Below are 22,172 nucleotides of genomic sequence, written 5' to 3'. Positions count from 1 at the left end.
AACCCTGCCCAGTCAAGGATGACCGCCCTCTTCCGCGCCAAGTTCTGGCGCCGCTGCCTGCTGCTCGTCAGCCTGGCATTGGCCGTGCCCGCGTGGAGCGCCGAAATCCTGCTGACCGCCGCCGAGGATGGACCCGGCGTGCAGGCATTCACTCAGGCCCTGCGCGAACAGCGCCCCGCCGATAGCGTCACCTTCAAGGCCCTGCAAGACATGCCCGCCCCCGGCCAATTACCGACCAGCACCCGCCTGATCCTGCTGGACCTGCCGAGCCTCGACTGGCGCCTGCAGGACCCCCAGGGCCCGGCCACCCTGGTGCTGCGCATCAGTCGCCTGCAAGCCCGCGAGCGCCTGGGCAGCCATGTGCCCGGCAAGATCAGCCTGCTGTGGAGCGATCCGCCTCTGGACCGGCAGCTGCGCCTGATCGCCAATATCCTGCCCCAGGCCCGGCGCATTGGCGTGCTGTACGGTAGCGACAGCGAATTCCTGCTGCCGGAACTGCGCCAGCATGCCGCAGCCCTGGACCTGGAAATCGTCGCCCAGCACTGGGACAACATTAATGACAGCCGCCCGCTGCTCAGCCTGTTTAAAAACAGCGATGTGTTGCTGGGGCTGGATGATCCCCAACTGTACAACCCGAAAACCGTGAAAAACCTGCTGTTGAGCAGCTACGCCAGGCAACTGCCACTGATCGGCCCCAATGCCGGCTTCGTGCGGGCGGGCAGTCTGGCCAGTACCTACAGCGATCAGGCCGACTGGCTGAATGTGCTTGACCGCCTGCTTGATCACGCGCCGGCCGGCTGGCCGCGCTCGCTGTACCCGGAACACTTTAAAGTCGTGGGCAACCCGCAAGTGGCGCGCTCGCTGGGGATCGAAGTGGTGGACGAGACCACCGTCGCAACCCGATTGGCCGAAGGGGAAAAACACCCATGACCTTGGTTCGCCGCTGGGATATCAACACCCGCACCCAGATCATCACCCTGGGCCCGGCCCTGTTACTGACGCTGCTACTGATCAGCTTCTTTACCTTCGTACGGATCCAGGACTTGCGCCAGGAACTGGACCACACCGGCCAACTGATCGCCAACCAGTTGGCCCCGGCCACCGAGTACGGGGTGATCTCCGGCAACAATGACGTGCTCGACAGCCTGCTGCGGGCGACGCTGGCCACGCCCCATGTGCGTTTCCTGGAAATCCAGGACAGCGCGGAAAACATCCTGGTGTATGTCGAGCAGCCGTCGGAAAAGCACGACCGTTCGCTGTCGGTGAAAGTTTTCCAGGCGCCGATTCGCCTGCAGCATATCCAGTTGGGCAACGATTTTTTCCAGGACAGCACCGCGCAGCCCAAGGCGCCACAGGCCGACTATCTGGGGCGGGTGATTGTCGGCATGTCCAATGACGCCTTCAGCCAGCGCCAACAGGAAATCCTTTTCAAGGCTGGGATCCTCGCGCTATTCGCCCTACTGTTCACCTTCCTCCTGGCGCGACGCCTGGCCGCCAGCCTGTCGCAACCGATCAGCGCCATGGGCCATGCGGTCAAGGCGATCCAGCAGGGTGATTACAAGACCCCGCTACCGATTGTCGACGACTCCGAGCTGGGCGACCTGTCACGGCATATCAACAACCTTGCCGAAGGCCTGCACCATGCCAGTCGCGAACAGCAGCAGGCCATGGCCCAGTTGATCCAGACGCGGGAGGAAGCCGAGCGCGCCAACAGCGCCAAATCCGACTTCCTGGCGATGATGAGCCATGAACTGCGCACGCCGATGAATGGCGTACTGGGCATGCTGCAACTGCTCGAAACCACCGCCATGACCGACGAGCAGACCGAGTACGCCGCGCTGGCCTCGGAGTCCACCGAGCACCTGCTCAAAGTCATCAACGATATCCTCGATTTCTCGCGTATCGAACGCTCGGCCCTGGAGCTTGAGCATATTCCGTTCAACCTGGTGGACCTGATCAACAGCTGCGCCCAGGCCTTCCAGCACAGCGCCATACAGCGCGGGCTGGTCCTGGAGTTGTCGATCCCGCCGGGCATGGAAGCGCTGCGCGTGCAGGGCGACCCGACGCGGATCCGGCAGATCCTGGTGAACCTGATCGGTAATGCGCTGAAATTCACCGAGCAAGGCACGGTCAGCGTCGAGCCGAACTGGCAGACCCTGGACCACGAACTGCTGTGGTTCACCTGCACCGTGCGCGACACCGGGATTGGTATTTCGGCCGAGCGACTGGAACTGATGTTCGACGCCTTTCAACAGGCGGACAGCTCTATCTCCAGGCGTTACGGCGGCACCGGCCTGGGCCTGCCGATTGCCCGGACCCTGGCCGAGCGCATGGGTGGCACCTTGCGCGCCCAGAGCGACGAAGGCCTGGGATCGGTGTTTACCCTGGAAATCCCCCTGGCGATCTGCCAGCAGAGCCTGCCGCAGATTGCTCCGGACGCGCAGCACAAAGCCGGCGCCGGTGAAGGCCGCCATGTGTTGCTGGTGGAGGACAACCCGGTCAACCGCACCGTGGTCCAAGCCATGCTGCGTAGCCTGGGGTTTGAGGTGAGCGTCGCCACCGACGGCGCCGAAGCGATCCGCAGTGCCGAGAGCCTGATCTTCACCGCGATCCTGATGGATTGCCGGCTGCCGGTGATCGACGGCTATGACGCCACCCGCCAGATCCGCCAATTGCCCGGCTGCGCCGACCTGCCGATCATTGCCCTGACGGCCAATGCGCTACAGGGCGATCGCGAAGCCTGCCTGGCCGCCGGAATGAACGATTACCTGGCCAAGCCGTTCAAACGCACGGATTTGCAGCAAATCCTACAGCGCTGGGTGCATTAGATGGGCAGCATCAGCCAACTGCGACTGGCGTGAAAGACGAAAGTGCGGCAGTCTTAGGCACCCGAGCGGGCCTATAAATGAGTCCGGTTTAAAATTTCAGTGCACAAGTGTACATTCATGTCCTTGATGCTGTGACTTTCACTACAACGCAATAGTCTACCTGTAGGCTGCCGACGTGAGGCAAGCACGCTTCAGTCGGTCGGGAAGATTTACCCGGCCCTGCCGCATGGGATTATTGAGGAGCTCGCATGACCAAACAAAACGCCTTTACCCGGGAAGACCTGCTGCGCTGCAGTCGCGGTGAGCTGTTCGGCCCAGGTAACGCGCAACTGCCCGCCCCCAACATGCTGATGGTGGATCGCATCACCCTTATCAGCGAAGAGGGTGGCAAGTACGGCAAAGGTGAATTGGTCGCCGAGCTGGATATCACCCCGGACCTGTGGTTCTTCGCCTGCCATTTCGAAGGCGATCCGGTGATGCCGGGCTGCCTGGGCCTTGATGCCATGTGGCAGCTGGTCGGCTTTTTCCTCGGCTGGCAAGGCCTGCCAGGTCGCGGTCGTGCCCTGGGTTCGGGCGAAGTGAAGTTCTTTGGCCAGGTCCTGCCGACCGCCAAGAAAGTCACCTATAACATTCAAATCAAGCGCGTCCTCAAGGGCAAGCTGAACCTGGCCATCGCCGATGGTTCGGTGAGCGTCGACGGTCGCGAGATCTATACCGCCGAAGGCCTTCGCGTCGGCGTGTTCACTTCCACTGACAACTTTTAAGGGTTATCCGCATGCGCCGCGTCGTTATCACTGGTCTGGGCATCGTTTCGTGCCTGGGCAATGACAAAGAGACCGTCTCCGCTAACCTGCGTGCAAGTCGCCCTGGCATCCGCTTCAACCCGGAATATGCCGAAATGGGTCTGCGTAGCCAGGTTTCCGGCTCCATCGACCTTCCCCTCGAAGAACTGATTGATCGCAAGATCTATCGCTTCGTTGGCCATGCCGCAGCTTATGCCTACCTGGCCATGAAAGACGCGATTGCCGACTCCGGCCTGAGCGACGACCAGGTGTCCAACGTCCGCACCGGCCTGATCGCCGGCTCCGGCGGCGCGTCGACCTTGAACCAGATGGAAGCGCTGGACATCCTGCGCGAGAAAGGCGTCAAGCGCGTTGGCCCGTACCGCGTCACGCGGACCATGGGCAGCACCGTTTCCGCGTGCCTGGCCACGCCCTTCCAGATCAAGGGCGTGAACTACTCGATCTCCTCCGCCTGCGCCACCAGTGCTCACTGCATTGGCACTGCGGTCGAGCAGATCCAGTTGGGCAAGCAGGACATCGTGTTCGCTGGTGGCGGTGAAGAAGAGCACTGGAGCCAATCGTTCCTGTTCGACGCCATGGGCGCATTGTCCACCCAGTACAACGAAACCCCGGAAAAAGCCTCCCGTGCCTACGACGCCAAGCGTGACGGTTTCGTCATCGCCGGCGGTGGCGGCATGGTGGTGGTCGAGGAGCTGGAACACGCTCTGGCCCGTGGCGCGAAAATCTACGCGGAAATCGTCGGCTACGGCGCGACTTCCGACGGCTACGACATGGTCGCGCCAAGCGGCGAAGGTGCCATCCGCTGCATGCAGATGGCCATGGCCACCGTTGATACCCCAATCGACTACCTGAACACCCATGGCACCTCCACTCCGGTGGGCGATGCCAAGGAAATGGAAGGCGTGCGTGCGGTATTCGGCGACAAGGCTCCGGCCATCAGCTCCACCAAGAGCCTGTCGGGTCACTCCCTGGGCGCCGCAGGCGTTCACGAAGCGATCTACTGCCTGCTGATGATGGAAGGCAACTTCATGGCCGGCTCCGCCAACATCGACGAGCTGGACCCAGCCGTTGCCGATATGCCGATCCTGACCAAGACCCGTGAAGATGCCACCATCAACACGGTCATGAGCAACAGCTTCGGCTTCGGTGGCACCAATGCCACCCTGGTGCTCAAGCGCTGGCAGGGTAAGTAATACCCCGCAGGTTGTGCTTATGAAAACGCCCCGACTGGTTCGGGGCGTTTTTTATGGGGTGGGGTTAACTTTAGACCGCGTCGGCTTCATCGCAGGCAGGCCAGCTCCCACATTGATCGCATTCCAACTCGGTCGAGTGTGGGCTTGCCTGCGATGGCGGTCTTCAGCCCTACACCGAAAACCTCGCCACCATGGTGTTCAGATCCACCGCCAAGCGCGATAACTCCTGGCTCGCCGAACTGGTTTGATTCGCCCCTGCCGACGTCTGCATCGACAGGTCGCGGATATTCATCAGGTTGCGATCCACCTCCCGCGCCACCGCTGCCTGCTGCTCCGAGGCGCTGGCAATCACCAGGTTGCGCTCGTTGATCAGGGTAAACGCCGAGGCAATCTCCTCCAACGCCGTGCCCGCTGACTTGGCAATCTCCAGGGTCGCACGCGCCCGGCCATTACTTTGTTGCATGGAACTGACCGCCTGATCGGTGCCCTGCTGAATCCCGCCGATCATCTGTTCGATTTCCTGGGTCGATTGCTGGGTGCGATGGGCCAAGGCCCGCACTTCATCGGCGACCACCGCAAAACCACGCCCGGCCTCGCCGGCCCGCGCCGCCTCGATCGCCGCATTCAACGCCAGCAGATTGGTCTGCTCGGCAATGGAGCGGATCACATCCAATACCTTGCTGATGCCGTACACCTTCTGCGCCAAATCCTCGACCTGGGTGGCATTGGCGGTCACATCGTCGGCCAGTGACTCGATCGACAGCACCGTCTGGTGTACCTGTTCGCGCCCGTGCTGGGCAATGCGATCGGATTCGCGCGAGGCCTGTGAGGTAGCTACCGCGTTACTGGCCACCTCCTCCACCGCCGCCGTCATCTGGTTGACCGCCGTGGCGGCCTGTTCGATTTCCTGGCTTTGCTGGTGCAGGCCACGGGTGGCGTCTTCGGTGACCGAACTGAGCTCCTCGGAAGCGGAAGCCAGTTGGCTGGAGGACTGGGAAATACGCTGGATGGTCTCGCGCAGATTTTCCTGCATGCCCTTGAGCGCCTGCTGCAGGCGCGCTGGCTCGTCCTTGCCGCTGACGGTGATCTCGCCGGTCAAGTCGCCGCTGGCCACCCCTTGGGCGACCCTCAGCGACTGCGCCAGTGGCGACACGATGCTGCGGGTCAACAACACGGCCAGGCCGATGGTAATCAGCGCAGTCAGGGCAATCATGCCGATCACCCCTATCCGGGATTGACTGAACACTTGCTGGGCCAGTGCCGCCGCCTGATTGGCGCTGACCTTGTTGAGAGTGACCAATTCGCCCAGGGTACCGGCCATGGTATCGGCCAGATGATTCATCTCGCCATTGACCACCTCGATCGCATCTTCCAACTGGTTCTGCCGGGACAACGCCATGACCTGCTCCTGGCGTTGCAGGTACTGTTGCTGCTCAACCTTGAAGCGGTCGAACAGTACCTGGTCTTCGGGCAGCACAATCAACGCTTCATACAGCAACTGCGCGGTGTGCAACTGCTTTTTGATTTCGAGGATTTTTTGCTCATTCTGCGCCACCGCCTGAGGGTCGCGATTGACCAGCAGGCGCAGGGTCAAAGCGCGTATGCGCAGCAGATCCTGACTCATTTCACCGGCCGCCATCACACTGGGCAGCCAGTTGGTTTCCACCTGGTCGGACTGCTCGCGCATATTGGCCATTTGCAGCAAGGCGAACCCGCCCAGCACAAATACCATCAACGCCACCAATCCAAAACCCAGGCCTGCACGCGGAGCGATATTGAGACTTCTGATACTCATTGCGCTGATTCCTTTCAAGAGCGCTGCATCCACCTGCAGCGAGTTGCTCTTGAAAGGTATCGGCGTCTTCGGCTTTTTGCGTAAGACGAAAACGCGATATCAAAACGCCTTTATCTACTGAGTCTATTAGTGTAGCGATTCAGCGCACGGTAAAGCTCTTCTGGGTCAGCAGGCGATCACCCTGGAACACCATGAACCGCCACTCGCCCGGCACCACTTCGTGGCTTTCGGTGAACTCGTAGGCCATCACGTCCTGAGGCGCACCGGGCACCAGTTTCTGGGTCACTTCGAACTTGTCATGCCGCTGGCCATCGGCCGTGCGGATGCCTGGAGTGAAGTAGAGCAAAGTCAGCGGCGTGTCTTCGGCCACCTTGCCGAGCAACTGGTAACGCAGGCCAAACTTGGTCCCCAGCTTGGCCGGCACTACGGTGGTGGCCTGGATCTGCTCGTTGCTACGGCGCAACACGCGCTCGCCCGATTGCAGCTCGGCTTTCGGGCCTTCGAATACGCCGAATTCCACCGGGCCTTCGATACGGACTTCGGCACTGGCCAGGCCGCTGATCATCATCAATGCCGCCAGGGCGCTTAAACGGGTGAGGTGCATAGTGGGCTCCTTGAGTGAGATGGCGGGAGCTTATGACACCGGTATGACGGGACGATGACAAACCCGATCAACGCGCCTTGGGCAAAATCGCCAGGAAATTGTCCCGTGCGACTTTTCGCGCAACGTCTTCAGGCAAGGCATCGAGGAAGGGATTAAAGCTGCGCATCTCCTTACCCAACTTGTTGAACCGCCCTACTACATCAGACCCCAGCATAAAGCGCTCCGGGAAGCGCTCTACCAGCGCCAGCCATTGCGGACGGGGCTTTCCCGCCTCGTCCAGTAAATACGGGGTGAGCACACTCCAGGACAGGTCGATGTACAGGTTGGGATAGGCCTCCAGCATGCGGCTCAAGGTCGGCAACAGGAAGTCCAACTGCGTCTGGTGCCGGTGGATCTCCATGCTGGTGCCGGCATGGGCCCAGATAAACCGGGTATGCGGATGATTACGCAGTGGCTCTTCGATCTCCGCCAGGTACAAGGGGTTGCGCTCCCGCTTGGAGGTGATGTTGGAGTGCACCAGCACCGGCAGGTCATTTTCGGCGGCCAGGTGATAGATCCGCGTCATGGCCTCGTTATTGGCCCGAGGTGTGTCACCGGAGGTCAGCGCAGTCAGGTCATCATGGCGGGTGAAGACTTCGCCAATGCCCTGCCACAGGCCCGGATACAGGTCGAGCATGCGCTGGATATGGGCCTCGGAGTTCTTGTCGTTGGGGTTGAAGCCGCTGAGGAACGGGTGGAAATGCTGGCGCTGTTCGGGGGCCAGCTCGCTGACGGCTGCCGCGACGATTACATCGGTGGCGCTATACCAGTAGGCACCCGCGTCATCTCCGGCGTAATAGCGTGGGCGCTTGGGTTCGTCTTCGTGCCACTTCTTCGCAACCGGGACGCCGGAAATCATCACATGCTCGATGCGATTATCGGCCATGGCCTTGAGCAGCTTGTCCATACCGGCCGTCTCCTGGAAGAAGTCGACGTAATGCAGGTGCGCGTCGCTGTAGGCATAGTCGCGGGCGTGTACGGTAAGGCTGCTGGCGGCGAGCAACAGGGCAAGACTCAGGCGGGTCCAGGGCACGATACAACCTCAATAAGGGATTAGTCAGGTAGACCAGCGGCGGCCTGCCGGGGTTCAGCCGATAAAAACACGGAACACTCAGGTGCCAGCATGCTCTATAACTGCATGATCTTCATCCTGCCACCCTGTGAGGTTTACCATGCCTGTTATCGTTAATACGCTGAACACCGAGAACTTTCGCCATAGCGTCAACATCAATAACCATGAGCTGTTTACCGACCTGCCCAAGAGCCTGGGTGGCGACGACTCGGCGCCCTCGCCCCACGATTACTTCGACGCCGCGCTGGCCTCATGCAAGGCCCTGACCGTCAAACTGTATGCGCAGAAAAAGGACATCCCCCTGACCGGCGTGACCGCGGAAGTCACCCACGACAGCACCGAGGAGCAAAAGGGCAAGTACAAGCTCAACGTCAAGCTGACCCTCAAGGGTGTGCTCACCGATGAGCAACGCACTGAGCTGCATCGCGTGGCCGACAAATGCCCGGTGCATAAACTGATGACCACCGCCGAGATCAGCATCGAGACCAAACTCGCCGAAGGTGCGTTCAGCCAGTAACACCGATTCCCTGCCTGGCGGGTTATGCTCAAGCCCTACAAACCCGCTCAGACAGGGATGCTCCATGACCACCGTGACTGTGATCCGCCCGCGCGCCGAAGATGTCGAAGGCCAGCCCATCCTGCGCCCGCTGCCCTCGCGGGAATGCCGTAGCGTCGGGCCCTTCGTGTTTTTCGACCATATGCTCCAGACCCGCTATGCCCCTGGCAGCGGCATGAATATCCGCCAGCATCCGCATATTGGCTTGTCCACCCTCACCTACCTGTTTGAAGGCGAACTCCTGCACAAGGACAGCCTTGGCTCCAATCAAGTGGTACAGGCCGGTGACGTCAGCTGGATGACCGCCGGCAGCGCCATTGCCCACGTCGAACGCACACCCGACGCGCTCAAGGCCAAGGGGTTCGATCTGCATGGCCTGCAAGTGTGGCTGGCCTCGCCCAAGGCACACGAGCAAGGGCCGGGGCATTACAGCCATCACCCTGCCGCCAGTTTGCCGGTCAGTGACAACCTCGGGGTGGTGATCCGCATGATCGCCGGCAGTGGCTTTTGCCTGGAATCACCGGTGCCAGTGCTGTCACCGACGCTGTATGCCGAGGTCCATATGCAAACCGCCACCACCCTGCTGATTCCGGATGAGCATGTGGAGCGGGCGGTGTATGTGCTGGAAGGTGATGCGCAGCTCGAGGGCGAACCCGTGGAACCCCATAGCCTGGTGGTGCTGCCGGCGGGCCAGAGCATGGCGCTGTTTGCCGAGACCGACTGCCATCTGGTGGTCTTCGGCGGTGCACCTCTGGATGGGCCACGGCGGATCAACTGGAATTTTGTCGCCAGTGACCCGGCATTGATCGAACAGGCTCGCCAACGCTGGGCGGCCGGGGATTGGCCGACAGTGCCGGGCGAGGCAGGGAGAATTGAGCTGCCTCTGAGATAGCTATCGCGGGCAAGCCCGCCCTCACACTTGGAATGCCCTCCAACATGTGCGGGCTTGCCCGCGATGGGGCCAACTCAGGCGCTAAATATTCAGCCCTTGAACACTTCATCCAACAAATTATGCATCGCCTGGAACGCTCGCCCAGCGGTCTTGGCGTCGTACATCATCTTGCCCGGCACATTCGCCTGCGGGTCAGTGAACGAATGCACCGCGCCACCGTAGCTCAGCAATTGCCAATCCACCCCGGCCGCGTTCATCTCGTCTTCAAAGGCAGGCAACTGCTCTTTGGGCACCAACGGGTCAGAAGCGCCATGCAGCACCAGCACCGAACCCTTGATGTTCTTCGCGTCTGCCGGGTTGGGCGTGTCGAGGGTGCCATGGAACGACACCGCCGCCTTCAGCGGCGCGCCGGTACGCGCCAGCTCCAGAGAGCAGCAACCGCCAAAGCAGAAGCCAAAGGTCGCCAGCTTCGAGGTATCGACAGCCGCTTCGGCCTGGCCTTGCAGTTGTTCAAGGGCCGCCTGCATGCGCTTGTTGAGCAGCCCACGGTCATTCTTCAACGGCATCATTGCCGCGCCGGCTTCATCACCGTTCGACGGGCGCACCTGTTGCCCGTATAGATCGGCGATCAACACCACATAGCCCTTGCCGGCCACGGCCTTGGCGATCTCTTCGGCGCCTGCGCTGACCCCCATCCAGTTCGGCGCCATCAACAGGCCCGGCAGCGGGCCCTGGTGGCTGGCATCGAAGGCCAGGCGGCTTTCATAAGACTGGCCATCAATCTGATAGACCACGGAACGCACGGTGACTTGGCTCATCATTTTCTCCGGTTGATATCCATGAAAACGAAAAACCCCGCCGAAGCGGGGTTTTCTTGCAGCGTTGTTAAACCGACAGTTCAACCAACAGCTTGTTCAGTCGGCGCACGTAGGCGGCCGGGTCTTTCAAGCTGTCCCCTGCGGCCAGGGCCGCCTGGTCGAAGAGGATGTGCGACAGGTCGCCAAAGCGCTCTTCACTCTGCTCGCCGTCGAGTTTCTCGATCAGCGGGTGAGCCGGGTTGAATTCGAAGATCGGCTTGGAATCCGGCACCTTCTGCCCGCTGGCTTCCAGGATCTGGCGCATTTGCATGCCCAGGTCCTGCTCGCCAATGGCCAGGATCGCCGGGGAGTCGGTCAGACGGTGGGAAACCCGCACTTCGCTGACAGCATCGCCCAGGGCGGTCTTGATGCGTTCAACCAGGCCTTCTTTGGACTTGGCCACTTCTTCAGCGGCTTTTTTGTCCTCTTCCGAATCCAGGTTACCCAGGTCCAGGTCACCACGGGCCACGTCGACAAAGCTCTTGCCGTCGAAGTCGCTGAGGTAGCTCATCAGCCACTCGTCGATACGGTCGGTGAGCAGCAGCACTTCGATGCCTTTCTTGCGGAAGACTTCCAGGTGCGGGCTGTTCTTGACCTGGGCGTAGGTTTCGCCGGTCAGGTAATAAATCTTGTCCTGACCTTCCTTGGCGCGAGCCAGGTACTCGGCCAGAGACACCACCTGCTCGCCGTCTTCGCCTTGAGTCGAGGCAAAACGCAGCAGGCCGGCGATTTTTTCCTTGTTGGCGAAATCTTCAGCCGGGCCTTCTTTCATGACCTGGCCGAAGTTTTTCCAGAAGCCCTTGTACTGCTCAGGCTCGTTCTTCGCCAGTTTTTCCAGCATGTCGAGTACACGCTTGGTCAGCGCCGACTTCATGGAATCGATGATCGGGTCTTTCTGCAGGATTTCCCGCGACACGTTCAGCGACAGGTCGTTGGAGTCGACCACGCCCTTGATAAAGCGCAGGTACAGCGGCAGGAAGGATTCCGCCTGATCCATCACGAACACGCGCTGCACGTAGAGCTTCAGGCCTTTGGGCGCTTCACGCTGGTACAGGTCGAACGGAGCACGGGCCGGGACGTAGAGCAGCGAGCTGTATTCCAGCTTGCCTTCGACCTTGTTGTGGCTCCAGCTCAGTGGGTTCTCGTAGTCGTGGGCGATGTGCTTGTAGAACTCCTGGTATTCCTCGTCCTTGACCTCGGTACGCGGACGGGTCCACAGGGCGCTGGCGCGGTTGACCACTTCCCATTCCTGGGCTGGAGCCTCCTCGCCTTCGGCCGCCGCTTGTTCTTTCGGCAGTTCGATCGGCAGCGCGATATGGTCGGAGTACTTCTTGATGATATTGCGCAGGCGCCAGCCATCGGCGAATTCGTCTTCACCGGACTTGAGGTGCAGCACGATGCGGGTACCGCGGTCGGCCTTGTCGACGGTGGCGATTTCGAATTCGCCCTCGCCCTTGGAGGCCCAGTGCACGCCTTCGCTGGCGTCGAGGCCGGCGCGGCGGCTGAACACTTCAACTTTGTCGGCGACGATAAAGGCCGAGTAGAAGCCCACGCCGAACTGGCCGATCAGGTGCGAATCTTTCTTCTGGTCGCCCGACAGGTTCTTCATGAAATCGGCGGTGCCGGATTTGGCGATAGTGCCCAAATGGGTAATCGCATCTTCACGGCTCATGCCGATGCCGTTGTCTTCGAGGGTGACGGTCTTGGCGTCCTTGTCGAAGCTCACACGGATTTTCAGTTCCGCGCCACCTTCCAGCAACTCAGGCTTGGACAGGGCTTCGAAACGTAATTTGTCGACAGCGTCAGAGGCGTTCGAGATCAATTCGCGAAGGAAGATTTCCTTGTTGGAATACAGCGAATGGATCATGAGGTGCAGCAGCTGCTTCACCTCGGTCTGGAAGCCCAGGGTTTCCTTTTGAGTTTCCACACTCATGGTCATCAAACTCCAATTGGATGGCAGTGGCCGCACCCGAAAGGGTTAGCGGCGGGTTGTCATCAAAGTTGGGGGCTAAGACCAGGATTTCAAGGGCGGGCCTGCTCCTGAATCTTGAAATGCGCGCGAGCGGTCGCGATAGGTTCGGCCGGGGTGCTTTGCCAGGCAGTGATTGCCACATTGGCCACCCGCCGTCCCTGGCGCCAAACCTGGCAGGTGGCAAAGGTGTCGCGAAACTGCCCGGCCCGCAGGTAATCCAGGGAAAAATCGACGATCTTGGGCAAGCCTTTTTCAACCCCTGGGGTGCCCGTGGCCACCCATAAATGAAAGGCCGCCGACAGCTCCATAAAGCCTGCGATCACACCGCCATGGATGGCCGGCAATATCGGGTTACCAATATTGTCCTTGTTGGCCGGCATGCGAAACAGCAACTCATCCCCCAGGCGCGTGCATTCAACACCGATCAGCCTGGCGTAGGGGATCAGTTCGAGCAGCGCCTTATAGTCGCCCCGGTGATGGGCCTGTTGCATGCGGGTCTTGAATTGATGGGTCATGCCTGTTCTCCCTTGATGCTGCTGCCCAGTCCTTTGGTGCCCTTCAGGCGTTTGCCCATGCGCATGAACGTGCCCACCACATGGGCAATCGGCTGCTGGGGGTCATCCTGATAAGCGAAGCCACGGGTGAAAATCACATCGGTGGTCACCCGATAGCATTGGGCAAAACCGAACACCGCCTTGTGCGGCTCGGCCGGGTGCATGTAATCAATGCGCAAATCCAGGGTCGGGCAGACCTCAAACTCCGGGAGCACACACAGAGTGGCCATGCCACAGGCCGTGTCCATCAGGGAGGTCAGGGCGCCGCCATGGATAATCCCGGTTTGCGGGTCACCTACAATCTGCGCGCTATAGGGCAAGAGCAAAGTCATGCCCTGGGGGCTCGCATCATGTACTTGGATGCCCAGGACCTGACAGTGACGCAGGGCCGAAACAAAACGTGCGGCACGCTCTAAAAGGGGGCTATCGGTCATTGGATAAAGACTCTTATTAGTAGTGATCCGGCGAAACAAATACCCCGGAAGAAAGTTCCTGAGCGAAACAGCCTATATATCTGTGGGATTAAAGGAACTAATGCGTGCACCCCATGCTCGAAAGGCCAGTAGATATCTTCAATAAGGAGAAACACCCCATGCGCAAGACTTTCGCTGTTTCCTTGATGTTGGCTGCCGCCCTTGGCCTCGCTGCCTGCGATAAAAAATCCGAGGACAAAGCTCAGGATGCCAACCAGCATGCTGAACAAGCTCAAGAAAAAATGAGCGAAGCTCAGGATAAAGTGAACGACGCTGCAAAAGAAAACGCCGAAGCCGCCAAAGCCCAAGCTGAATCTGACGCCGCCGCCGCTAAAGAAGCTGCTCCAGCTACACCTGCAACCGGTTCCTGATACCGCGGTTTAAATACCACGTTGCAAAAGAAAGCCCGCTTAATAGCGGGCTTTACTTTGTGCGGAGCTTTTATCAAATCAGCAAAGTGCGAAATGTCGGACTAAGCATCAACAACAGTGAACACAGTAACCCCACCACCCACACCAGGCTGCGCTGCCATGCCAAGTCGGCCCAGTAGCACGCAAGATAGACTACCCGCGCAATCACAAAGATGATCGCCAGCCAATCAATCAGGTAGCCCTGGGTCTGAGTGGTATGGGCCATCAATACACCCACTGCAAACAAGATAAACGCTTCAAAACTGTTTTGATGAGCGGCCACTGCCCGTGCGCCGAAGCCGGTCAATTGCGCTTGCTGGCTGCGGGGAAGGTGGTTGTCATACCCGCCCTGCTCTTTCATGGCCTTACCCACGGGCATACGCGCCACGAAAATCAGCAGTGCACTGATAAATACACACCAGAACGGAATACTCACGATGTTGCCTCCTTGGTCGCTTCAGGCATCGGTGCCTCTGTAGGGGTATAGACCATGACCTCCAGAACGTCGGAATGAAATTCCCGGCGATACAACACCAGCACCACCCCGCTGCTCATCAGCATGAACAGCCAGGGGCTGACAAACCAGGCAAGCATGGTCATGCCGAAGTAATAGGAACGCAGGCCGAAGTTGAACTGGTTGGCTGCCATCGAAATCACCCGCGCAGCCCGTGAGGCGAACGCCTTGCGCTCCTGCTCGGAGACGTGGCGTTCACCGACCATCGGCGCCGAGCCAATCAGGATCGCCGCGAAGTTGTACTGGCGCATGCACCAACTAAAAGTAAAGAACGCATAGACAAACACCAGGGCCAGGCACAGCAGCTTGATCTCCGACATACCCTGGGACGCCTGCTGCACCATGGGAATGTCCGCCAGCAGCGAGACCGCCCGCTCCGAAGCCCCCAGCACGGTAAGGATACCGGCGAGGATGATCAGGGTGCTGGAGGCGAAGAACGAGGCATTGCGTTCCAGGTTGCCGATCACGCTGGCATCGGCGATGCGGTTGTCGCGCAGGAGCATGCGGCGCATCCAGTCTTCGCGATACAGGTGCAGCACACTGGCCAGGCAGGCCGTGTCCCGGGCTTTCCAGCTGGCGTAGCGGGTGTAGCCGCCCCAGCAGATGACGAACCACAGTGCAGCAAACAAGTGAATCAGGTTGGCTTCGACAAATGACATGCGGGTCCTCTAAACAATAGGGCTGGCTAACTCGGTCAGTATGGGAGCAGGCCGGCCCCCACACTGACCGTGCTCCTGATCTGGAAAATTCATCACCCTTTCGACGTTAGCCCACAAAAAAAGACACTGCCCACCGCCCATAAAAAATGCCCCGGATCGTTTGATACGGGGCATTTCGATGTCAGCGTGTGACGAGCGCTTTAGGCGATGGCTTCGCTGCGCTTGCCGAGCATACGGTCAACCCCGAATGCAGCCACCAGGGTAATCACACAAGGCACCAGCCAGGCCAGGCCTTGCTCGCTCAATGGCAGGTTAGCCATTTGCGCAGGCATCCAACCCGCCAGCCCCGCACCCTTAAGGGCGTCGATGGTGCCAAAGATAAACGACACCAACATCACCGGACCCAGGATGCGGCCATGCTCATGCCAGAAGTCTTTGCAGAAGCTCAGCGCCACCAGCACGATGCACGGCGGGTAGATGGCGGTCAGTACCGGGATCGAGAACGCGATCAGCTTGGTCAGGCCCAGGTTAGACACCAGCAGCGAAAACGCAGCAAGGATCACCACCAGAGTCTTGTAGGACAGTGGCAATACCCGGCTGAAGTACTCGGCGCAGGCACAGGTCAGGCCCACGGCGGTGACCAGGCACGCCAGGGAGATCAGTACCGCGAGGAAACCGCTGCCCAGGGAGCCAAAGGTGTGTTGAACATAGGCGTGCAACACGGCTGCGCCGTTGGCTGCACCGGCGGCCACTTCGTGGCTGCCCGAACCGAGGCGGAACAGGCTGATGTACACCAGCGCCAGGCCCAGGCCGGCAATCAGCCCGGCAATGATCGCGTAGCGGGTGATCAACTGCGGCGACTCGACACCACGGGAGCGGATAGCGTTGACGATCACGATGCCAAACACCAGCGCGCCCAGGGTATCCATGGTCAGGTAACCATTGATAAAGCCCTGGGAGAACGGTGCGGCGACGTACTCAGGCGTAGCAACGCCGATATCACCCGCAGGCAGAGCAAAGGCCGCGATACCCAGGACCGCCAGCGCAATGATTTTCAGCGGCGCGAGAAAACGGCCGACGGTATCCAACAGGCGCCCTGGGTACAGGGAGATGAAGAACACCAGCAGGAAGTACACCGAGCTGTAGAGGAACAGTGCCAGCGGGCTTTCGCCGGTCAATGGCGCCAGGCCGACTTCAAACGACACCGTCGCGGTACGCGGGGTGGCGAACAATGGCCCGACTGCCAGGTAGCACGCGGCAGCCAGGATGCCACCGGCGACCTTGCCGATAGGGCTGCTCAACGCGTCCATGCCACCGCCGACCTTGGCCAGGGCGATGACCGTAACCACCGGCAGACCGACTGCGGTGATCAGGAAACCCAGCGCCGCCATCCAGACATGCGGCCCGGACTGCAAACCAACGATAGGCGGGAAGATGATGTTGCCGGCGCCCACGAACAGGGCAAAAGTCATAAAGCCCAACGCCAGGATATCCTGGCCTTTCAACACTTTCATTTGAGGAAATACCACACTACTGAATCGGAATTTAGAGGGGGATTCCCTATGGATGAGGGAAATACTGCCGGCCCTTATGGGGACCGACCGGTCTAGCACGCGGCTTCCTTTTGGGATGCAGGCGCATAAAGAGGCGGCAAGAGTACCGAATTTGTCTGACAAACGCACTGTTGCGGGGCGAGCTGTCCGATAAGCGACACTTTGATGTCGCGTTTTCATACTTAATTTGGCAATGCTGTCCACTGTGGGAGCTGGCTTGCCTGCGATGCAAGCGGCGCGGTGATACAGGCAAGCCAAGGTGATGCAATCGCAGGCACGCCAGCTCCCACAGTGGATGGCAGAATGCACAAAGGCCACCCGAAGGTGGCCTTTGTGTGGTGAAGCGTCAGTTAAGCGCGAGGCTTACTTGATCGCCCAGCCAGTCAGCTCGGACAAAGCCTTGCCGATGTCTGCCAGCGAACGCACGGTTTTCACGCCTGCGTCTTCCAGGGCAGCAAACTTCTCGTCTGCAGTACCCTTGCCGCCAGAGATGATTGCGCCAGCATGGCCCATGCGCTTGCCCGCAGGGGCAGTCACACCAGCGATGTAGGAAACAACTGGCTTGGTCACGTGTGCCTTGATGTAGGCAGCCGCTTCTTCTTCAGCCGAACCGCCGATCTCACCGATCATCACGATCGCTTCGGTCTTCGGGTCTTCCTGGAACAGTTTCAGGATGTCGATGAAGTTCGAGCCTGGGATCGGGTCACCGCCGATGCCGACGCAAGTCGACTGACCGAAACCGGCGTCAGTGGTCTGCTTCACAGCTTCGTAGGTCAGGGTGCCGGAACGGGAAACGATACCGACTTTGCCTGGCAAGTGAATGTGACCTGGCATGATGCCGATCTTGCATTCGCCTGGAGTGATCACGCCTGGGCAGTTAGGGCCGATCAGGGTAACACCCAGCTCGTCGCACTTAACTTTAGCGTCCAGCATGTCCAGGGTAGGAATGCCTTCGGTGATGCAAACGATCAGCTTGATGCCGCCGAATGCCGCTTCCAGGATGGAGTCTTTGCAGAAAGGAGCTGGAACGTAGATCACGCTGGCGGTGGCGCCAGTTTGAGCTACAGCTTCTTTCACGGTGTTGAACACTGGCAGGCCCAAGTGCTCGGTGCCGCCTTTGCCCGGAGTTACGCCACCAACCATCTTGGTGCCGTATTCGAGGGCTTGCTGGGTGTGGAAGCTACCTTGCGAACCGGTAATACCCTGGCAGATAACTTTGGTGTCTTTATTGATCAGGACGCTCATTATTTGCCCTCCGCAGCTTTGACAACTTGTTGAGCAGCGTCGGTCAGGCTGGTTGCAGCGATGATGTTCAAACCGCTTTCTGCCAGTACTTTAGCGCCCAGTTCAGCGTTGTTACCTTCAAGGCGTACAACAACCGGGATTTTCACGCCGACTTCTTTCACTGCACCGATGATGCCTTCGGCAATCATGTCGCAACGAACGATGCCGCCGAAGATGTTGACCAGTACTGCAGCGACGTTGGAGTCGGACAGGATGATCTTGAATGCTTCGGTAACGCGTTCTTTGGTAGCACCGCCGCCTACGTCGAGGAAGTTGGCTGGTTTGCCGCCATGCAGGTTGACGATGTCCATGGTACCCATGGCCAGGCCAGCACCGTTGACCATGCAACCGATGTTACCTTCCAGGGCTACGTAGTTCAGTTCGAACTTGGCAGCGTGCGCTTCGCGCGGATCGTCTTGCGACGGATCGTGGAAAGTCTTCAGCTTAGGCTGACGGTACATGGCGTTGGCGTCGATGTTGATCTTGGCGTCGAGGCAATGCAGATCGCCGTCAGCCTTGATCACCAGCGGGTTCACTTCCAGCAGGGCCAGATCGTGATCCTGGAACAGTTTGGCCAGACCTACGAAGATCTTGGCGAACTGGGCAACTTGCTTGCCTTCCAGACCCAGCTGGAAAGCCAGCTCGCGACCCTGGAATGGCTGAGCGCCAACCAGTGGATCGATAGTGGCTTTCAGAATTTTTTCTGGGGTTTCGTGAGCGATCTTCTCAATGTCCACGCCACCTTCGGTGGAGGCCATGAACACGATGCGACGGCTCGAACGGTCAACGACAGCGCCCAGGTACAGCTCTTTAGCGATATCAGTGCACGATTCAACCAGGATCTTGGTGACTGGCTGGCCATTGGCGTCAGTCTGGTAAGTCACCAGACGCTTGCCCAGCCACTGCTGTGCGAAGGCCTTGGCGTCTTCTTTGCTGCGAACCAGCTTAACGCCGCCCGCTTTACCGCGACCACCAGCGTGGACCTGGGCTTTGACAACCCATTCAGTACCGCCGATTTTGTCGCAAGCTTCTGCTGCTGCTTCCGGGGTGTCTACTGCGTAGCCCTTGGAAACTGGCAGGCCGTACTCAGCGAACAGCTGCTTACCCTGATACTCGTGAAGATTCATGCTTTTTACCGTCTTCGTTAGGTACTGCGCATTCGGCGCTGCGCTCATTATGAGTGCCGCGCCACCTGTGACTGCTGCTTGCCCAGCTCCACCGCCCTAAGGCCGGCAAAGCTGCGCAAGACTGCGTCCAGCGGATATTCCGCGGTGAGTCTTGCGCGCAAGGCTCACGACGGGCAACCGCCGTGGTTTCTTATTATCTCGCTTAGCGCTTCTTCTTGTTGGCAATGTGGATGGCATGGCCATTCACTGCCAACGCGGCTTCGTGCAGCGCTTCAGACAGGGTCGGATGGGAGAAAACCATCATGCCGATGTCTTCGGCGCTGGTGCCGAATTCCATACCGATAGCGCCCTGCTGAACCAGCTCTGCTGCGCCTGGGCCAATCACGTGGACACCCAGTACGCGGTCAGTCTTGGCATCAGCGATGACTTTGACAAAGCCGCCAGTGTCGTTCGCTGCCATGGCACGGCCAGAAGCGGCAAACGGGAAGGTGCCGACGTTAACTTCAACGCCTTCAGCTTTCAACTGCTGTTCGTTCTTACCAACCCATGCAATTTCCGGGTGGGTGTAGATGACCGAAGGGATCAGGTCGTAGTTCATCTGGGTCTTGTGACCCTTGATGCGCTCAACCACCATGATGCCTTCTTCAGAAGCCTTGTGCGCGAGCATCATGCCGCGAACCACGTCGCCGATGGCGTAGACGCCAGGTACGGTGGTAGCGCAGTGATCGTCAACATGGACAAAGCCACGCTCGTCGATGGTCACGCCGCTGTCAGCTGCCAGCAGATCAGTGGTCACTGGACGGCGACCAACGGCAACGATCAGCTTGTCGAAAGTGATGGTCTGTTCGCCATCCTTGTCGGTGTAGGTCACGACAACTTCTTCGCCGTTGACTTTCGAACCGGTCACGCGAGCGCCCAGCTTGATGTCCAGACCTTGTTTGGTCAGGGTTTTCAGCGCTTCTTTGGACACTGCGGTGTCGGCAGCCAGCAGGAACGTGTCCAGGGCTTCCAGCACGGTCACTTGCGAACCCAGACGGGACCACACCGAACCCAGTTCCAGGCCGATCACGCCAGCGCCGATCACACCCAGGCGTTTTGGTACTGCTTGGAATTCCAGGGCGCCGGTCGAATCGACGATCACGTTCTGATCAACAGGAGCAGGCGGAATGTCGATTGGACGCGAACCTGGAGCCAGGATCACGTTTTCGGCTTCGATGATTTCAGTCGAACCGTCTGGCTTGGTGATTTCAACTTTCTTGCCGGCCAGCAGTTTGCCGTGACCTTGCAGGGAAGTGACGCCATTGGCCTTGAACAGGGTAGCAACGCCAGAGGTCAGGCCTTTGACGATGTTGGCCTTGCGGCCGACCATTGCTGGCACGTCCATGGTCACGCCAGCGTGGTTGATGCCGTGGATGGCAAAACCGTCCTGGGCTTCGTGGAATTTCCAGGAGCTGTCCAGCAGCGCCTTGGAAGGAATGCAACCGACGTTCAGGCAGGTACCGCCCAGGGCCAGTTTGCCTTCCTTGTCGGTGTATTTTTCGATGCAAGCAGTCGAGAGGCCCAGTTGAGCGGCCTTGATGGCGGCCACGTAGCCGCCAGGGCCCGCACCAATCACTACAACGTCAAATTTCTGAGACATGAAAATAGATCCTCTATTTTAGCGACAAGCTTCAAGCCTCAAGTTGCGAGCCAAGCTGCTCATTCCGGCAGCTTGCAGCTCGCAACCCGAAGCTGCTTCTATCAGATATCCAGGAGCAAGCGAGCCGGGTCTTCCAGCAGATTCTTGATGGTCACCAGGAACGTCACGGCTTCTTTACCGTCGATCAGGCGGTGATCGTAGGACAGTGCCAGGTACATCATCGGACGGATCACGACCTGGCCGTTGATGGCCATCGGACGCTGGATGATGTTGTGCATGCCCAGGATCGCAGCTTGTGGCGGGTTGACGATCGGGGTCGACATCATCGAACCGAAGGTACCACCGTTGGTGATGGTGAAGGTACCGCCGGTCATCTCGTCGATGGTCAGCTTGCCGTCACGGGCTTTCTTGCCGAAGCCGGCGATGCCGCCTTCGATTTCAGCCAGGCTCATCAGCTCGGCGTTACGCAGGACCGGTACCACCAGGCCACGGTCGCTGGACACGGCAACGCCGATGTCAGCATAGCCGTGGTAGACGATGTCGCCGCCGTCGATGGAAGCGTTGACTGCCGGGAAGCGTTTCAGGGCTTCGGTGGCCGCTTTCACGAAGAACGACATGAAGCCCAGGCGCACGCCATTGTGGGACTTCTCGAACAGGTCCTTGTACTTCGAACGCAGGGCCATGACTTCAGTCATGTCGACTTCGTTGAACGTGGTCAGCATGGCCATGTTCGACTGTGCTTCAACCAGGCGCTTGGCCACGGTGGCACGTACGCGAGTCATCGGTACGCGCTTCTCGGTGCGGTCGCCAGCAGCGAATACAGGCGCAGCGGCAGCTGGAGCAGCAGCCTTGGCAGGTGCGGCAGCCGGAGCGTTTTTCTTGGCTTCGACAGCAGCAACCACATCTTCCTTGGTCACACGGCCGTCTTTGCCGGTGCCTTTGATGGAAGCCAGGTTGATGCCGTTTTCTTCAGCCAGCTGACGCGCAGCCGGTGCAGCGATTGGATCTTCACTACCCGCAGCCGGAGCGGCAGCAGCAGGTGCGGCAGCCGGAGCAGCAGCGGCGGCTGGAGCAGCGGCAGCAGCACTGCCCTCTTCGATCGAACCCAGTACCTGGTTGGACAGGACGGTAGCGCCTTCTTCGGCAACGATGGCGCCCAGGACGCCGTCGGCTTCGGCCAACACTTCCAGAACAACCTTGTCGGTCTCGATGTCGACGATCAGGTCGTCACGCTTGACGGCTTCGCCTGGTTTCTTGTGCCAGGTGGCAACGGTGCCATCGGCAACCGATTCCGGGAATGACGGGGCTTTGATTTCGATAGCCATTATCTGTGGGTCCTTAAAATTCG

The 22,172-nt window shown here is 59.6% G+C and carries 21 protein-coding genes and 1 pseudogene; 7 read left to right on the top strand and 15 right to left on the bottom strand.

Annotated elements, in window-relative coordinates; translation table 11 throughout:
- The first annotated feature begins 18 nt into the window (after positions 1 to 18).
- From HU773_RS08935 to fabB, 4 genes are all read left to right on the top strand, one after another.
- Positions 19 to 930 (top strand): ABC transporter substrate-binding protein, encoded by a 912-nt coding sequence (locus tag HU773_RS08935; RefSeq protein WP_057958995.1) that lies wholly within the window; start codon positions 19 to 21, stop codon positions 928 to 930.
- Positions 927 to 2,828 (top strand): ATP-binding protein, encoded by a 1,902-nt coding sequence (locus tag HU773_RS08930; RefSeq protein ID WP_186625494.1) that lies wholly within the window; start codon positions 927 to 929, stop codon positions 2,826 to 2,828. Before HU773_RS08935 ends, HU773_RS08930 begins: the two co-directional genes overlap by 4 nt.
- Before the next feature lie 248 nt (positions 2,829 to 3,076).
- Positions 3,077 to 3,592 carry a 3-hydroxyacyl-[acyl-carrier-protein] dehydratase FabA gene (gene fabA, locus HU773_RS08925; protein ID WP_057958993.1) on the top strand — a complete coding sequence of 172 codons (516 nt, stop codon included), beginning with the start codon at positions 3,077 to 3,079 and terminating at the stop codon, positions 3,590 to 3,592.
- An 11-nt stretch (positions 3,593 to 3,603) separates the two neighbouring features.
- Positions 3,604 to 4,824, top strand: coding sequence for a beta-ketoacyl-ACP synthase I (gene fabB / locus HU773_RS08920; RefSeq protein ID WP_057438874.1), 1,221 nt, complete (start codon positions 3,604 to 3,606; stop codon positions 4,822 to 4,824).
- Positions 4,825 to 4,993: 169 nt separating this feature from the next.
- On the opposite strand, the gene HU773_RS27760 is transcribed toward fabB, so the two are convergent.
- The 4 genes and pseudogenes from HU773_RS27760 to HU773_RS08905 all read right to left on the bottom strand — a co-directional run bounded on the left by HU773_RS27760 (position 4,994) and on the right by HU773_RS08905 (position 8,295).
- A complete protein-coding gene (locus HU773_RS27760) occupies positions 4,994 to 5,857 on the bottom strand; it encodes a methyl-accepting chemotaxis protein (protein WP_374067573.1) in 864 nt (287 codons plus the stop codon).
- Positions 5,849 to 6,619 (bottom strand): annotated as a pseudogene (locus HU773_RS27755) (MCP four helix bundle domain-containing protein); the annotation flags it as partial. The pseudogene HU773_RS27755 and the gene HU773_RS27760, both read right to left, overlap by 9 nt.
- Positions 6,620 to 6,758: 139 nt before the next feature.
- Complete coding sequence (locus tag HU773_RS08910; protein WP_057438872.1) at positions 6,759 to 7,223, bottom strand: DUF3859 domain-containing protein; 465 nt, start codon at positions 7,221 to 7,223, stop codon at positions 6,759 to 6,761.
- A gap of 67 nt (positions 7,224 to 7,290) precedes the next feature.
- Entirely contained in the window at positions 7,291 to 8,295 is a 1,005-nt protein-coding gene (locus HU773_RS08905) for an amidohydrolase family protein (RefSeq protein ID WP_057958991.1), read from the bottom strand.
- A 139-nt stretch (positions 8,296 to 8,434) separates the two neighbouring features.
- On the opposite strand from HU773_RS08905, the gene HU773_RS08900 reads away from it, so the two are divergent.
- On the top strand, positions 8,435 to 8,851 hold the full coding sequence (locus HU773_RS08900; RefSeq protein ID WP_057958990.1) for an OsmC family protein: 417 nt from the start codon (positions 8,435 to 8,437) through the stop codon (positions 8,849 to 8,851).
- Between the two features lie 64 nt (positions 8,852 to 8,915).
- The gene (locus HU773_RS08895; protein ID WP_057958989.1) at positions 8,916 to 9,782 is read left to right on the top strand and encodes a pirin family protein; all 867 of its coding nucleotides are present in this window, start codon (positions 8,916 to 8,918) and stop codon (positions 9,780 to 9,782) included.
- 89 nt (positions 9,783 to 9,871) lie between these two features.
- Here HU773_RS08895 and HU773_RS08890 read toward each other — a convergent pair whose 3' ends face one another.
- The 4 genes from HU773_RS08890 to HU773_RS08875 all read right to left on the bottom strand — a co-directional run bounded on the left by HU773_RS08890 (position 9,872) and on the right by HU773_RS08875 (position 13,599).
- Positions 9,872 to 10,600 (bottom strand): dienelactone hydrolase family protein, encoded by a 729-nt coding sequence (locus HU773_RS08890; protein ID WP_057958988.1) that lies wholly within the window; start codon positions 10,598 to 10,600, stop codon positions 9,872 to 9,874.
- Between the two features lie 67 nt (positions 10,601 to 10,667).
- On the bottom strand, positions 10,668 to 12,572 hold the full coding sequence (htpG, locus tag HU773_RS08885) for a molecular chaperone HtpG (RefSeq protein WP_057438909.1): 1,905 nt from the start codon (positions 12,570 to 12,572) through the stop codon (positions 10,668 to 10,670).
- Positions 12,573 to 12,661: 89 nt separating this feature from the next.
- Positions 12,662 to 13,126, bottom strand: a complete 465-nt coding sequence (locus tag HU773_RS08880) for a PaaI family thioesterase (protein WP_057958987.1) — start codon at positions 13,124 to 13,126, stop codon at positions 12,662 to 12,664.
- Entirely contained in the window at positions 13,123 to 13,599 is a 477-nt protein-coding gene (locus tag HU773_RS08875) for a PaaI family thioesterase (protein ID WP_057438867.1), read from the bottom strand. The genes HU773_RS08880 and HU773_RS08875 overlap by 4 nt, the downstream gene beginning before the upstream one ends.
- A gap of 158 nt (positions 13,600 to 13,757) precedes the next feature.
- Here HU773_RS08875 and HU773_RS08870 point away from each other — a divergent pair, with 158 nt between their 5' ends.
- Positions 13,758 to 14,009: a hypothetical protein gene (locus HU773_RS08870; protein WP_029292691.1), complete on the top strand. Its 252-nt coding sequence runs from the start codon at positions 13,758 to 13,760 to the stop codon at positions 14,007 to 14,009.
- A gap of 73 nt (positions 14,010 to 14,082) precedes the next feature.
- On the opposite strand, the gene HU773_RS08865 is transcribed toward HU773_RS08870, so the two are convergent.
- From HU773_RS08865 to odhB, 7 genes are all read right to left on the bottom strand, one after another.
- Positions 14,083 to 14,484 carry an MAPEG family protein gene (locus tag HU773_RS08865; protein WP_057438866.1) on the bottom strand — a complete coding sequence of 134 codons (402 nt, stop codon included), beginning with the start codon at positions 14,482 to 14,484 and terminating at the stop codon, positions 14,083 to 14,085.
- The gene (locus HU773_RS08860; RefSeq protein WP_128593449.1) at positions 14,481 to 15,221 is read right to left on the bottom strand and encodes a DUF599 domain-containing protein; all 741 of its coding nucleotides are present in this window, start codon (positions 15,219 to 15,221) and stop codon (positions 14,481 to 14,483) included. The genes HU773_RS08865 and HU773_RS08860 overlap by 4 nt, the downstream gene beginning before the upstream one ends.
- Before the next feature lie 200 nt (positions 15,222 to 15,421).
- Entirely contained in the window at positions 15,422 to 16,735 is a 1,314-nt protein-coding gene (gene brnQ / locus HU773_RS08855) for a branched-chain amino acid transport system II carrier protein (protein ID WP_057444573.1), read from the bottom strand.
- A 402-nt stretch (positions 16,736 to 17,137) separates the two neighbouring features.
- The gene (sucD, locus tag HU773_RS08850) at positions 17,138 to 18,019 is read right to left on the bottom strand and encodes a succinate--CoA ligase subunit alpha (protein WP_057438865.1); all 882 of its coding nucleotides are present in this window, start codon (positions 18,017 to 18,019) and stop codon (positions 17,138 to 17,140) included.
- Complete coding sequence (gene sucC / locus HU773_RS08845; RefSeq protein ID WP_003233235.1) at positions 18,019 to 19,185, bottom strand: ADP-forming succinate--CoA ligase subunit beta; 1,167 nt, start codon at positions 19,183 to 19,185, stop codon at positions 18,019 to 18,021. The genes sucD and sucC overlap by 1 nt, the downstream gene beginning before the upstream one ends.
- A 202-nt stretch (positions 19,186 to 19,387) precedes the next feature.
- Complete coding sequence (gene lpdA / locus HU773_RS08840) at positions 19,388 to 20,824, bottom strand: dihydrolipoyl dehydrogenase (protein ID WP_057958985.1); 1,437 nt, start codon at positions 20,822 to 20,824, stop codon at positions 19,388 to 19,390.
- 101 nt (positions 20,825 to 20,925) lie between these two features.
- Entirely contained in the window at positions 20,926 to 22,149 is a 1,224-nt protein-coding gene (gene odhB, locus HU773_RS08835; protein WP_057958984.1) for a 2-oxoglutarate dehydrogenase complex dihydrolipoyllysine-residue succinyltransferase, read from the bottom strand.
- Between the last annotated feature and the right edge of the window lie 23 nt (positions 22,150 to 22,172).

Origin of the sequence: Pseudomonas shahriarae (genome assembly GCF_014268455.2) — a bacterium.
Classification (GTDB): domain Bacteria; phylum Pseudomonadota; class Gammaproteobacteria; order Pseudomonadales; family Pseudomonadaceae; genus Aquipseudomonas; species Aquipseudomonas shahriarae.
This window is presented reverse-complemented; position numbering and strand designations above follow the sequence as displayed.